This window comes from Janthinobacterium sp. BCJ23 (genome assembly GCF_059617945.1).
This window is the reverse complement of the sequence record NZ_JCAQAW010000012.1, coordinates 48,109-61,453: the sequence shown is the minus strand read 5'-3', so window position 1 is coordinate 61,453 and position 13,345 is coordinate 48,109. Positions and strand designations below refer to the sequence as shown.

Genomic DNA, 13,345 nt, shown 5'->3' with positions numbered 1-13,345 from the left:
CGGCGCACCGGCGCCCACCTTAACCAGTCGAATCCGTATGTCCATATTAAATATCCTGCGTTACCCCGATCCTCGCCTGCACACGATCGCCAAGCCCGTCACCGAATTTGACGCGCGCCTGCAAACCCTGATCGACGACATGGCCGAAACCATGTACGACGCCCCTGGCGTCGGCCTGGCCGCGTCGCAAGTGGACGAGCATATCCAGATGATGGTGATCGACACCACCGAAGAGAAAAACCAGTTGCAAGTCTTCATCAACCCGGAAATCACCTGGGCCAGCGAAGAAAAGCAGGTCTACGACGAAGGCTGTCTGTCCGTGCCTGGCGTCTACGATGGCGTCGAGCGCCCGGCCCGCATCAAGGTGCGTGCCCTGGACCGCCACGGCAAGCAGTACGAACTGGAAGCCGATGGATTGCTGGCCGTCTGCATCCAGCATGAGATGGATCACTTGCTGGGCAAGGTATTCGTCGAATACCTGTCGCCGCTCAAGCGCAACCGCATCAAGACCAAGATGATCAAGGAAATCCGTGGTCTCGAGCGCGAAGCGAGCTTGCGCGCGCAGAACCGCCGTTTCTGAAAACACCTGACCAAACCTACTGCGCGTCGCGACTTGCGGCCTGCGATGCTCACTGTGCTCAAGCACAGTTCCGCTTCTCAGCCACAATTCGCTTCCGCTCGCTACGGTTTTGTAAGGTGTTCAAGGAGTTTTTGCAGTACAGCTGATAAACTAAGCAACAGTAGTCGTTACACCACGCCAGCCTGGCGCCTTCGGCGCGGGCCTGCGCACCTCACGTCAAGGAACCATATGAAAGTGATCTTCGCAGGCACGCCTGAATTCGCCGCCACGGCCCTGAAAGACTTGCACGAAGCGGGATTCGAGATTCCGCTGGTGCTGACCCAGCCCGACCGCCCCGCCGGACGCGGCATGCAATTGCACGCCTCGGCCGTCAAACAGTATGCCCAGCAGCACGGCATCGAGGTGCTGCAACCGTTGTCCCTGCGCATGGACAGCAAGGACCCGCAGCGCGCCGCCGAAGCGAAAGCGGCCCACGAGCGCCTGCTGGCCACCGACTACGACGTGATGGTGGTGGCGGCCTACGGCTTGATCTTGCCGCGCAGCACCCTCGACATCAAACCCTGCATCAATATCCACGGTTCCTTGCTGCCGCGCTGGCGCGGTGCCGCACCGATTCACCGCGCCATCGAAGCGGGCGACGATGAAACGGGCGTGACCATCATGCAGATGGAAGAAGGCCTCGATACGGGCCCCATGCTGGCCATCGAGCGCACGCCCATCGAGGCGGGCGACTCCACCGCCACCTTGCACGACAAGCTGGCCACCCTGGGCGGCAAGATGATCGTCGAAACCCTGCGCAAGATGCAGCAGCAGCCGCTCGAAGCCGTGCCGCAGCCGGAAGCGGGCGTCACCTATGCGGCGAAAATCGCCAAGGAAGAAGCGGCACTCGACTTCAGCCTGCCGGCGCTGGAACTGGGCCTGAAAATCCGCGCCTTCAATCCGTTTCCCGGCGCCTGCGGCCAGGTCGATGGCGTCACCATCAAGATCTGGGCCGCCGAGGTAATCGAGGCGGACAGCAAGGAAGCGCCTGGCCAGGTGCTGGCGGCCGACGCCCAGCACGGCATCGTTGTGGCTTGCGGCAATGGCTCCTTGCGCCTGACGGAACTGCAAAAGCCGGGCGGCAAGCGCCTGCCTGCGGCCGAGTTCATCAAGGGCTTCCCCCTCGAAGGCAAGCGCTTCGTTTAAACCGGCACGTGCCCATGGACCAGCTGACCGCCCTGCGCGCCCTGCGCCGCGTCGTGGAACTGGGCAGCTTCACGGCCGCCGGCGCCGCGCTGGGCATTTCCCACTCCATCGTCTCGCGCCAGGTGCGCCAGCTGGAAAGCCAGCTGGGCGCCCAGTTGCTCAACCGCACCACGCGCCGCTTCGCCCTGACGGCCGCCGGCCAGGAATACTACCTGGCCAGCCGCGATATCCTCGACGCCCTTGACGCGGCCGACCGCGCCGTCGCCATGCACCAGGCGCAACCGTCCGGCAGCTTGCGCATCAATGCGCCGATGGCTTTCGGCACCCTGGAACTGGCCGCCTGGCTGCCCGATTTCAGCCGCCAATATCCGCACATCCACATCGATCTCGTCTGCAATGACCGTATCGTCGACCTGATCGACGATGGCTTCGATGTGGCGCTGCGGCTGGCGCGCGGCTTGCCCGACTCCACCCTGGTGGCGCGCCAGCTGGCCAGCAGCCGCACGGTGGCCGTCGCCTCGCCCGCCTACCTGGCCCGCCATGGCCATCCGGCCACGCCGCAAGACCTGGTCCAGCACAATTGCCTGATGTACACCTCTGGCGAGAAGCCGGCGGAGTGGTCGTTCACCGATGGTGACGGCGCCGCGCACAAGGTGGCCGTACGCGGCAGCCTGCAAGCCAATACGAGCGTGGCCCTGCGTGAAGCGGCCGTGGGCGGCATGGGAATTGCCGCCGCGGCCGGCTTCATCGTGCGCGATGCGCTGCGCAGCGGCCAGCTGGTGGAAGTCTTGCCCGGCTACACCTTGCGTCCACGCACCTTGTACGCGCTGTATCCGCACAGCCGACAGCTGTCGCCGAAGGTCAGGGCCTTCATCGATTTCGCCGTGCAACACTATCAAAATCGCCGCTGGGATTGATCAGGCCTGCTGCTGCAGCGCCTTGCGCACGGCGCGGAATTGCTGCGTCAAGCCGCCGTAGCCCCAGGCCGCCTGGCGCGCATCGTGCACATGGATGTAGCTGACGTCGTGCAAGGCGCCGAGATACTCGTGCATGGCGGCAAACACGGCGGCGATATACGCGGCCTTTTCCGCCGCCGTATTCGTTTCATCGCTGATCAGGATATCGAGGAAAAAGCTGGCCTTGCCCTGCGCCTGCAACGAGGGCCCGCCGACAAACCAGTGCGCCGCGTCAAGATGGCTGATCGCCACCGACGTCAGCTCGGGCGCCTTGTGCAGCAGCTGCGCCGTCAATTGGCTCAGGGTGGCGGCGATGGCGGCCGACTGACGCGCATCGGGTGGCGTGGATAAACGCAGGTTCAGGATGGGCATGGGATGCTCCGCAAGTGGATGAAGCCCCATTCTAGGCAGGCGGGAGATAAAACGGCAGCCCCCGCCAGGCACAGGATCTGTGCAGTTTATGCACCAATGCCTGCGCGCATAAAAAAGGGCTTGCCGCGGCAAGCCCTTGTTGCATCGACCGCCCTTGCTTAGCGGCGCTGCACCTTCATCAGGCGTGCGCCCACGGACGACGACAGGCTGACCTCGAAGCGGCCACCGGCCGGCAAGGCGCTGACGTCGACGCTGGCTTTGCCACCGGTCAAGTCACTGGCGACCACCGTCTTGCGGCCATCGGCGGCCACGTGCAGCACGGCGGCGTACGGTTCCGCCTCGGCATTCCAGACCAGCGCCAGCTTGCCGCCGCTTTGTACCGCATCGAACGTGGCATCGTTGGCGGCGACCTTGCTGCGGCGCGCCGGGCGCTCCAGCTTGGCCAAAGCCTTGCCATTTGCCAGCACTTGCACGTCGCTGATGTCGCCCGGGTTGGCGAAGCTGACGCGGAAATGGCTCATGGCGTTGCCGCCATGGTCGGCCACGGAGACGGCATCGAAGGGCAAGTCGATAGTCTGTCCCAACGCCGTCAGCACGCGCAAGGTATAAGCATGGCCGCTGCCGCTGGCCGCTGCGCCGATGCGCACCGACGAGGCAACGGCGGGACGCAGCCCCACGCCAGATGGCGTGATACGGCCGGAAATCGTCAGATAGCCATTCTCGGCCACGGACATGCTGGCGGCCACCACATTGCTGCCAGTAACCTGCGTGCTGCGCTTCTCCAGGAATTGCTGTACGCGCACATAGCTGTAGTCGGAGAACCAGGCGCCGCTGCAATAGCTCATCACGTCTTTCATCGGCGTGCTGCCATAGACTGCCTTGCTCAACTGGCCAATGCTGCCCGCATAGCTGCTGTTGTACAGCGGTTGCGGACCCAGATCGCCATTCGCATACGGGTAGTCGGCAGCGGCGCCGGACGGACCGCCACAGGCAACGTGCTGCAACGAGTGGTTGTGACCCAGCTCATGCACCAGCGTAGTCAGCCATTCAGGCCATTGATTGCCGAATGGATCGACGGAGGCAATGCTGTTGAACCGGGCGTCCAGGCCGATGGCCGACGTGAAGTCGTTGCCGCTGCTGCGCTGGTTGATGTAGGCCAGGCCGGCGGCGCGCGTGGAGGACATTTTCGGCACGAAACCATAATAATAGGCGCCGCGGTCTTCCAGTGCGCGCTGGTTTTCCAGCTTGCCCAGGGTATCGCTCCACCAGCTGTCGGCCGTGCTGCTGCCAGGCATACTCAGCGCCGCGCGCGTGGTGATGCTGATATTTTCCGCCGCATACGGATACACGCGCAGCAGCGCGGCACGGATCACCTCGGCGTCAGGCAGTTGCGCCACGCCATCATCGGTGCTCAACGGTACCAGCACCAGACGGATCCTGGCCAGGCTGGCCACCACGGGCGCCGCTTCCTGACTCACTTGCACGCCGTCATTGCCCACGGCCGTCACGCGCACGCGCACGCCAGGCAGAACCCAGCCGGACGGCAGGATGGCGCTGAAATTGCCGTTGAAACTGTAATCGCTTTTCGACGTCGGCAAGACCGACGGGCCGCTCATGGTGATGCTGCCCAGGTTGCTGCCATTGGCAGCCGTCGCATTCAAGGTCACGGCCGGGCTGGCCTGGCCTGTTTGCGTGGCCAGCACGGACACGCGCACAGCGGCCGGCTTGCCACGCGTCAGGCGCAAGGCTGCATCGCTGGCATTCAAATTCAGTACCTGCGCGAAATCAATGCTGCCCAGGGTAAAGGCCGACACCGTGCCCGCATTCACGGCGATGCGCGAAGCGGCCGACAGCATCACGCTGCCCGTTGCCGACGCTGGCGCGGACAGCACCAGCTGGCTGGCACTGGCGCTGACGATGGCGGCTGGCGTACTGCCCACTGTGGCCGAGCTGACCTGGTCGAGATTGCTGCCCTGCAGCGTCACCGACAAGGTCGCGCCGTTGACGGCCGACGCGATCGACGTCACTGCCACGTTTGCCAAGACCGTATACGTGTCGCTGCTGGCCACATCGTTGTAGGGACCGCGCACCGTCAGCGCGCCTGTCGCCGCACCGGCAGGCACCACCACCGTCACGCTGCCGGCCGTCTGGCTTTGCGGCGTTGCCGCCGCGCCATTGCCGAACTGCACCGCCGTCACGGCGCCCATGCCGCCGCCCGTGATCGTCACGCTGGAACCGACGCCGCCCGTTGCCGGTGCGACACTGCTCACGCTCAGCGGCAGGTACACGTTCACGTTATAGCTCGTGGTCGCCGTGCCGCTGGCGCTGACCAGGCTCAAGGCGCCCGTGACGGGCACGCCCGGCATGGCCAGGGTTACGCTGCTGTCGCTGCTGGCGCTGGCGGCAACGTTCACGCCGCCCACCTGAAAAGCCGTCACGCGGCTCAGATTCGTGCCCGTCACCACCAGGCTGCCACCCACGGCGACATTCGCCGCCGAGACGGCCGTCACGGCAGGAACCAGCACTGGCGTACCCGAGGTGGTCGCCACCACCGTGTCACCACCGCCACCGCCGCCTCCGCCGCAAGCGGACAGGCCCAGCACGACAAACAATGCTACAAGCAGATGGTTTTTCATGGCTGGCAACCATGTTGATGCAGCGCGATGCCGGGGAGGACACGGGAGAAATGTGACATATTGGTGACTTTTGGTGAGAATGTAATTTCGAAGAACCCATATTATGGGTTAATTCGATTCCCAAGGACAACTATTAATGCTTTTGATTCAATTGGTTTTGATAATAGTTAAAGTATCGACTTGGAAAGATTTATTCTAAGAATTATTCGCTTCACTCTGTCTTGTCTTAAATCAAAATTATTTTCCTTTGCAGCTATTGCCATTCAATTCATTAAAAAGATTCTGACAGTGCGCAAATAATGTGGAAATTTTTCCACAGCCTAGACGCCGTGCCTTCCTGCCAAGTTTGGCGGAAGAATTAACGTTTTGAGTAAGATTTTCAGGAATGTAATTTTCAGAAGCAGGCGCGGCGCAAGCTGATGTGTTGCAATGTGTTGCAACCTGGCCTGCTGTGGGGCGAACAGCCGCTTTTGCTTAAAACCAAAGCAGCCTGATGCCGTATAATTTTAGACCCGGTGAAATCAGGCGATTGCCACCTTCTGCCTGCCCTACCCGGCCGGCACACTCCGTCAGCTGATCCTGCTGGCCCGCAACCGCCTCGTACAGTCTTGTCGCCGCGCCGCCGCCCGTTTGCCTATTGAAAGCATGAAATGAACGATACCGTGATCCCCGCCATGTCCCCGACCGAAGCCACCTTGCGCGCCATCCTGGCGCAGCGGATCATGATCCTCGACGGCGCCATGGGCACGATCATCCAGCAATACAAGCTCGACGAAGAAGCGTACCGTGGCGGTCCCGCCGGCCGCTTCATCGATTTCGCCGCGCCGGCCGACAGTGGCGCGCGCGAACTGTTCGTCAAGGGCAACAATGAACTGCTGACCCTGACGCAGCCGCACATCATCCAGGAAATCCACGAGCGCTACCTGGCAGCCGGCGCCGACCTGATCGAAACGAATACCTTCGGCGCCACGACGATCGCGCAAGACGATTACCACATGGCCCACCTGGCCTATGAAATGAACGTCCAGGCGGCCAAGCTGGCGCGTGCCGCCTGCGACAAATATTCCACGCCGGACAAGCCGCGCTTTGTCGCTGGCGCCCTCGGGCCCACGCCAAAGACGGCGTCGATCTCGCCCGACGTGAACGACCCAGCTGCGCGCAACGTCACCTTCGACCAATTGGTGGCCGCCTACCTGCAGCAGACGCAGGGCCTGGTGGAAGGCGGCGCCGACGTGCTGCTGGTGGAAACCATTTTCGATACCTTGAACTGCAAGGCGGCCCTGTTCGCCATCGACCTGTTCTACGAGCAAAACCCGACTGTCGTGCGCCTGCCTTTGATGATTTCGGGCACCGTCACGGACGCCTCGGGCCGCATTTTGTCGGGCCAGACCGTGCCCGCCTTCTGGAATTCCGTGCGCCACGCGAAACCGCTGACCATCGGCCTGAACTGCGCGCTGGGCGCCGCCCTGATGCGCCCATACGCGGAAGAGCTGGCCAAGATCGCCGACACCTTTGTGTGCATCTACCCGAACGCGGGCTTGCCCAACCCCATGAGCGACACGGGCTTCGACGAGTTGCCAGCCGACACGTCCGCCCTGCTGCGTGAATTTGCCGACGCGGGCTTCCTGAACATGGCGGGCGGCTGCTGCGGCACCACGCCCGAGCACATCGCCGCCATCGGCCAATTGCTGTCGAAAAACACGCCGCGCACGGTGCCGGCCTCATCGCACGACTTGCGCCTGGCGGGCCTGGAGCCGTTCGTCGTCAATGACGCGTCGCTGTTCGTCAACGTGGGCGAGCGCACCAACGTCACGGGCTCGAAAGCGTTCGCGCGCATGATCCTCAACGAGCAATACGACGAAGCCTTGTCCGTTGCCCGCCAGCAGGTGGAAAATGGCGCACAGGTGATCGACATCAACATGGACGAAGCGATGCTCGATTCGCTGGCCGCCATGACGCGCTTTTTGAACCTGATCGCCTCGGAACCCGATATTTCGCGCGTGCCCATCATGGTCGACTCGTCGAAATGGTCGGTCATCGAAGCGGGCCTCAAATGCGTGCAGGGCAAGGCCATCGTCAATTCGATTTCCATGAAGGAAGGCGAAGAGGAATTCCTGCGCCAGGCGAAACTGTGCCGCCGCTACGGCGCGGCCGTCATCGTCATGGCCTTCGATGAAAAGGGGCAAGCCGACACCTTCGAGCGCAAGATCGAAATCTGCGCGCGCGCCTACCACCTGCTGATCGACGCGCTGGACTTCCCGCCCGAAGACATCATTTTCGATCCGAACATCTTTGCCGTCGCCACCGGCATCGAAGAGCACAACAACTACGCCGTCGACTTCATCAACGCCACGCGCTGGATCAAGGAAAACTTGCCGTACGCGAAGATCTCAGGCGGCGTGTCAAACGTGTCGTTCAGTTTCCGCGGCAACGATCCAGCCCGCGAAGCCATCCATACCGTTTTCCTGTACCACGCCATAAAGGCGGGCATGACCATGGGCATCGTCAACGCCGGCATGGTGGGCGTGTACGACAACCTCGACCCGGAACTGCGCGAGCGCGTGGAAGACGTGGTGCTGAACCGCCGCGAAGACTCGACCGAGCGCATGATCGAATTTGCCGGCACCCTGAAGGCGGGCGGCAAGGCCGAAGCGCAAACCCTGGCCTGGCGCGAAGGCACGGTGCAGGCGCGCCTGTCGCACGCGCTGGTGCACGGCATCACGCAATTCATCGTGGAAGACACGGAAGAAGCGCGCCAGGAACTGCTGCACAATGGCGGGCGCCCCATCCACGTGATCGAAGGCCCCTTGATGGCCGGCATGGACGTGGTCGGCGACCTGTTTGGCCAAGGCAAGATGTTCCTGCCGCAAGTGGTGAAATCGGCGCGCGTGATGAAACAGGCCGTGGCCCATTTGATTCCCTTCATCGAGGAAGAAAAGCTGCTGGAAGAAAAGCGCACGGGCATCGTCGCCAAGCCGAAAGGCAAGATCATCATGGCGACCGTCAAAGGCGATGTGCATGACATCGGCAAGAACATCGTCACCGTCGTTCTGCAGTGCAATAACTTCGAAGTGGTGAACATGGGCGTGATGGTGCCGTGCTCGGAAATCCTCGCTCGCGCCAAGGTGGAAAACGCGGACATCATCGGTCTCTCGGGCCTGATCACGCCGTCGCTGGAAGAAATGGCGTACGTCGCCAAGGAAATGCAGCGCGACGAACATTTCCGCATGCTCAAGATTCCCCTGCTGATCGGCGGCGCTACCACCAGCCGCGCCCACACGGCCGTGAAAATCGCGCACAACTACGAAGGCCCCGTGATCTACGTGCCGGACGCCTCGCGTTCCGTGTCCGTGGCGCAGTCGCTCTTGACGCCGGAGCAGCGCGAAAAATACGTGGAAGACATCGAACTCGATTACGCGCGCATCCGCGAGCAGCACGCCAACAAGAAGGCGCTGCCCATCCTGCCGCTGGCGCAAGCGCGCGCCAACCGCATGGTCGTGCCCTTCGATGGCGCCTGCACGCCCGTGAAACCGAAGTTCATCGGCCGCCGCGTGTTTAAAAACGTCGACCTGGCCACCCTGGCCAATTACATCGACTGGGGCCCGTTCTTCCAGACCTGGGACCTGGCCGGCCCCTTCCCCGCCATTCTGACCGATGACGTGGTGGGCGACGCTGCCACCAAGGTGTACGCGGAAGGCCAGGCCTTGCTGAAAAAACTCATCGACGGGCGCTGGCTGACGGCCAATGGCGTCGTGTCCCTGCTGCCGGCGAACAGCGTCAATGACGACGATATCGAGGTGTACACGGACGATACGCGCAGTACCGTGGCATTTACGTACTACGGCATGCGCCAGCAAGGCGTCAAACCGGTGGTCGATGGCGTGCAGCGGCCGAACCAGTGCCTGGCCGACTTCATTGCGCCGAAGGCATCGGGCGTGAAGGATTACATCGGCATGTTTGCCGTCACGTCCGGCCTGGGCATCGAGAAATACGAAAAGCGCTTCGAGGATGCGCACGACGATTACTCGTCCATCATGCTCAAATCGCTGGCGGACCGCCTGGCCGAGGCGTTTGCCGAATACCTGCACGAGCGCGTGCGCAAGGATTTGTGGGGCTATGTGCCGGACGAGCACCTGGGCAACGACGACATGATCGCCGAGAAATATGTGGGCATCCGCCCGGCGCCCGGCTACCCGGCCTGCCCCGAGCACACGGTCAAGAAACAGATGTTCGAGGTCATGCAGGCCGAGGAAATCGGCATGCAGCTGACGGAATCGTATGCCATGTTCCCCGGCGCGGCCGTGTCCGGCTTCTATTTTGCCCACCCGGAGTCGAAATACTTCGTCGTCGGCAAGATCGGCATGGACCAGGTGGAAGACATGGCCAAACGCCGTGGCGCCAATATCGAGGACGTGGAACGCTGGCTGGCGCCCAATCTGTCATAATTTAAGCACAAGGCGCGCGGAACTTTCCGCGCGCCGCAGCGCACTAACGCAGTATGCCGGCCGGCATGCTGCATGCCCGCTCCGGCCCGTTCCCTGACTGGCTAAGGAGGATATATGGCAACCAACTTCAAACTGAAACGCTGGCAGGACCAAGTGATCCTGTTGCTGGGCTTATGGCTGGTCGTCTCGCCCTGGGCCTTTTCCTATCCCGAAGGCTCGCCGCAGATGATCAACGCCCTTGTCTCGGGCCTGGTGATCGCCGTGCTGGCCGCCTTCGACCTCTACAAGACCTATTTCTGGGCCGTCGTGGTCAACCTGCTGGTGGGCGTCTGGGTCGCCGCCTCGCCGTGGATCCTGCGGCTGGCCGATCAGCCCGTCGTCATGTGGAACGAGCTGCTCGTCGGTATCGCCGTCGTCGTGCTGGCCCTGTGGGAACTGCGCACCGACCCCGAGCTGCACAAGCACTGGCCCGGGGCGGCAGCGTAGCGGCGTAAAAAAGCCCTGCTACGGCGGCGCCGTGCAGGGCTTTTGAGAACGCGCCAACAATGTTGTCGGATTACGGCCCTTTGGGCCTAATCCGACCTACAGTGCGTAGCGGACGACGTTATCGCTCCATTCGTAGGCGGCCATTTCCAGCTCCACCAGGTCGTCCGGCGACATGGCCAGGTCGCGCAGGGTCGGTACGATCTCGCCTTCCATGTCTTCGATGCGCTCGATGCATTCGGCCAGGCGCAGCAGGTCGCCGTAGAAGCCTTCGCGCGACAGCAGCGCTTCAGCCACCTCGTCGATCACTTCGATCTGGCTGAGGATTTCCGACATCGGCACGCCGAACAGGGTATCCATCAGTGACATGATGCCGACCGTAAAGGCGATATCGGCCGAGTGGGCGTGGTTCGGGCGCAGTTTATGTGCGAGCAATTCGAGCAAACGGCCGCGCGTGGTGGCCAGCATCAGCAGCGGCGTCATGCTATGGCCGCGCTTGCTTGGCTCCGCGTACAGCATGATTTGCAGCCAGCGCTGCAGCTGGCGGCGGCCCAGTACGGTGACGGCCTGGCTCAGCGAGTCGATGCGCTGGCGCGCGCCCACGGCCGGCGTATTGACCAGGCGCAGCAGGTTCAGGGCCAGGGACACGTCGCGCTTGATGGCGCGCTCGATATCCATGTTGTCGGCGTCCGACGTCACCAGGGTCATCAGTTCCATGACGGCCAGTTGCGACGGCGACAACTTCTTGCCCGTCATGATGGCCGGCTTGGCAAAGTAATAACCCTGGAAGTAATCGAAGCCCAGGTCCAGGCCCGACTTGAATTCTTCGCGTGTCTCGACCTTTTCCGCCACCAGTTTCTTGTTTTCCCGCTTGAAACGGGGCGCCAGCGCCGCCAGCACTTTCGGGTCGACCGTGCTCATGTCCATCTTGACGTACTGCACCAGCGGCAGCAGTTCCTGCACTTGCGCCGTATCGGAGACGACGTTTTCCAGCGCGAAGGTGAAGCCATGGCCCACCAGTTCGCTGATGCGCGCGCGCACTTCCGGCGTGACGGGCATCGATTCGACGATTTCCAGCACCACTTTTTCACGCGGCAGGAAGACGAAGATGTCGCTCATGATCACGTCGGCATCGACGTTGACGAAACCGAGCGCGTCGCCGATGACCTTTTCCATGCCCAGCTGGGAAGCGTGGGCGATGACGGACGCCGTGGCGGACAGGTCGCTGGTAATGTTGGCGGGGCCGACCGGAGCGTTGCGGAATAGCAACTCATAGCCGAACAGGGCCTGGTTGCGGTCGAGGATAGGTTGTCGACCCAGATAGAACTCGCGCACGCGCAAGGGTTTCGGGGTGATGTCGTTGCTGGAAATATCGATCATTAACTCTTCATCAATCACGTCGAGTGACACCGGCCGCGCCGCGCCCGCATCAAGGTTCACTATTGACAATACTTTAGCTGAATTTCGCCCGCGCTGTGGGTATTTTGGCAGCAATCCAGTTTATTGTCGTCAACAAATTAGGCCACTGGCATGTCTTGCACCATCCCGTCGACAAATAATTTCAATTCGCCGGGCACAAACGCCGTCCATTGTTCATTCGTCGTCAGCGGCTGGGTAACGATCACGGCCACTCTGTCCTGGGGCGTCGTCACCTGGGAAAAGTCCACGCTCAGGTCTTCATCGGAGAGTTTAGCAGTTGGAAACGGATGTTGTCGCACCAGATAGTGCAAGCTGGTCGAGCAATGGGCAAACAGTGCCTCGCCGCTCGACAGCATCATGTTGAACGTGCCGTGGGCCGCGATGCCGGGCAACAACTGCGCCAAGGTGGCATGCAGTTGCGGCAAGGCCGGCGGGGCATCGCCAAAGCGCGCGTGCAGCTCTTGCAGCAGGTAGCAGAAAGCCCGTTCGCTGTCGGTGCAGCCGACGGGACGGTAACTGCCCGTCAGCACGGGGTTGAAATCCTTCAAATCGCCATTGTGGGCAAAGACCCAGTAGCGGCCCCACAGTTCGCGCACGAAGGGGTGGCAGTTTTCCAGCGCCACCTGGCCTTGCGTGGCTTTGCGGATATGCGCGATGACATTGCGCGACTTGATCGGATAGCGTTTGATCAGTTCGGCCACGGGCGAGGCGATGGCCGCCTGGTGGTCGACGAAATGGCGCACGCCGGCGCCCTCGAAAAAGGCGATGCCCCAGCCATCATGGTGGGTATCGGTATGGCCGCCGCGCATGGCGAAGCCGGTAAAACTAAAGACAATGTCCGTGGGGACATTGCAATTCATTCCGAGAAGTTGGCACATGGTCTGTTTGCAGCTGGATAACACGGCCACCATACCACGCCGTCTGGCGGATTGGTATGGCGGCGATGGCTATCACATCAGTGCAACAGGACGGGCTGGCTCATGAGGGAATCGTAGCTACCCAAGAATTCATCGATCTCTTCCATGCTCGGTTCGCTGGCGATCAATTCCGTGACGTCGCGGCGGAAGTTTTGCGCAAGGATACCGGCGATAAACGTTTCCCGCTTGCCCCCCTTGTCGACGATTTCATAACCGCCAAAGCGCAGGGCTTCCAGGTCGCCATCGACGCCGAATTCCACAACGCTATATTGTTCGCTGTTATAGATCAGGTTCATTTTGCATCCTTCGCTCAAGCAAGAGAAACTCTTGCGGTTTCAGGACAGAGGTGGGG

At 62.0% G+C, this 13,345-nt stretch carries 10 protein-coding genes; 5 read left to right on the top strand and 5 right to left on the bottom strand.

The annotated features are described in order from the left end of the window. Window positions 1-37 precede the first annotated feature (37 nt). From def to AC54AG_RS26725, 3 genes are all read left to right on the top strand, one after another. Window positions 38-580, top strand: a complete 543-nt coding sequence (def, locus tag AC54AG_RS26735; RefSeq protein ID WP_034749294.1) for a peptide deformylase — start codon at window positions 38-40, stop codon at window positions 578-580. 228 nt (window positions 581-808) lie between these two features. Beyond that, window positions 809-1,765: a methionyl-tRNA formyltransferase gene (gene fmt / locus AC54AG_RS26730; RefSeq protein WP_058050246.1), complete on the top strand. Its 957-nt coding sequence runs from the start codon at window positions 809-811 to the stop codon at window positions 1,763-1,765. A gap of 14 nt (window positions 1,766-1,779) precedes the next feature. After that, a complete protein-coding gene (locus AC54AG_RS26725; protein WP_072456701.1) occupies window positions 1,780-2,682 on the top strand; it encodes a LysR family transcriptional regulator in 903 nt (300 codons plus the stop codon). Here AC54AG_RS26725 and AC54AG_RS26720 read toward each other — a convergent pair whose 3' ends face one another. Beyond that, the gene (locus AC54AG_RS26720) at window positions 2,683-3,093 is read right to left on the bottom strand and encodes a tautomerase family protein (RefSeq protein WP_070301616.1); all 411 of its coding nucleotides are present in this window, start codon (window positions 3,091-3,093) and stop codon (window positions 2,683-2,685) included. 158 nt (window positions 3,094-3,251) lie between these two features. Next, window positions 3,252-5,729 (bottom strand): IPT/TIG domain-containing protein, encoded by a 2,478-nt coding sequence (locus AC54AG_RS26715; RefSeq protein WP_496632354.1) that lies wholly within the window; start codon window positions 5,727-5,729, stop codon window positions 3,252-3,254. A gap of 650 nt (window positions 5,730-6,379) precedes the next feature. Here AC54AG_RS26715 and metH point away from each other — a divergent pair. Together metH and AC54AG_RS26705 are read left to right on the top strand one after the other, a co-directional pair. After that, on the top strand, window positions 6,380-10,174 hold the full coding sequence (gene metH / locus AC54AG_RS26710) for a methionine synthase (RefSeq protein ID WP_496632352.1): 3,795 nt from the start codon (window positions 6,380-6,382) through the stop codon (window positions 10,172-10,174). Between the two features lie 114 nt (window positions 10,175-10,288). After that, complete coding sequence (locus AC54AG_RS26705; RefSeq protein ID WP_051990989.1) at window positions 10,289-10,660, top strand: SPW repeat protein; 372 nt, start codon at window positions 10,289-10,291, stop codon at window positions 10,658-10,660. Window positions 10,661-10,756: 96 nt separating this feature from the next. Here AC54AG_RS26705 and AC54AG_RS26700 read toward each other — a convergent pair whose 3' ends face one another. The 3 genes from AC54AG_RS26700 to AC54AG_RS26690 all read right to left on the bottom strand — a co-directional run bounded on the left by AC54AG_RS26700 (window position 10,757) and on the right by AC54AG_RS26690 (window position 13,289). After that, on the bottom strand, window positions 10,757-12,037 hold the full coding sequence (locus AC54AG_RS26700) for an EAL and HDOD domain-containing protein (RefSeq protein ID WP_034749309.1): 1,281 nt from the start codon (window positions 12,035-12,037) through the stop codon (window positions 10,757-10,759). Between the two features lie 137 nt (window positions 12,038-12,174). Beyond that, window positions 12,175-12,954 carry a class II glutamine amidotransferase gene (locus AC54AG_RS26695; protein ID WP_496632350.1) on the bottom strand — a complete coding sequence of 260 codons (780 nt, stop codon included), beginning with the start codon at window positions 12,952-12,954 and terminating at the stop codon, window positions 12,175-12,177. A 77-nt stretch (window positions 12,955-13,031) separates the two neighbouring features. Next, window positions 13,032-13,289: a BTH_I0359 family protein gene (locus AC54AG_RS26690; protein WP_034749313.1), complete on the bottom strand. Its 258-nt coding sequence runs from the start codon at window positions 13,287-13,289 to the stop codon at window positions 13,032-13,034. Between the last annotated feature and the right edge of the window lie 56 nt (window positions 13,290-13,345).

Bases quoted from the DNA above. Each gene is read 5' to 3' on its own strand.
- def (WP_034749294.1), top strand. From the start codon at position 38: ATGTCCATATTAAATATCCTGCGTTACCCCGATCCTCGCCTGCACACG.
- fmt (WP_058050246.1), top strand. From the start codon at position 809: ATGAAAGTGATCTTCGCAGGCACGCCTGAATTCGCCGCCACGGCCCTG.
- AC54AG_RS26725 (WP_072456701.1), top strand. From the start codon at position 1,780: ATGGACCAGCTGACCGCCCTGCGCGCCCTGCGCCGCGTCGTGGAACTG.
- AC54AG_RS26720 (WP_070301616.1), bottom strand. From the start codon at position 3,093: ATGCCCATCCTGAACCTGCGTTTATCCACGCCACCCGATGCGCGTCAG.
- AC54AG_RS26715 (WP_496632354.1), bottom strand. From the start codon at position 5,729: ATGAAAAACCATCTGCTTGTAGCATTGTTTGTCGTGCTGGGCCTGTCC.
- metH (WP_496632352.1), top strand. From the start codon at position 6,380: ATGAACGATACCGTGATCCCCGCCATGTCCCCGACCGAAGCCACCTTG.
- AC54AG_RS26705 (WP_051990989.1), top strand. From the start codon at position 10,289: ATGGCAACCAACTTCAAACTGAAACGCTGGCAGGACCAAGTGATCCTG.
- AC54AG_RS26700 (WP_034749309.1), bottom strand. From the start codon at position 12,037: ATGATCGATATTTCCAGCAACGACATCACCCCGAAACCCTTGCGCGTG.
- AC54AG_RS26695 (WP_496632350.1), bottom strand. From the start codon at position 12,954: ATGTGCCAACTTCTCGGAATGAATTGCAATGTCCCCACGGACATTGTC.
- AC54AG_RS26690 (WP_034749313.1), bottom strand. From the start codon at position 13,289: ATGAACCTGATCTATAACAGCGAACAATATAGCGTTGTGGAATTCGGC.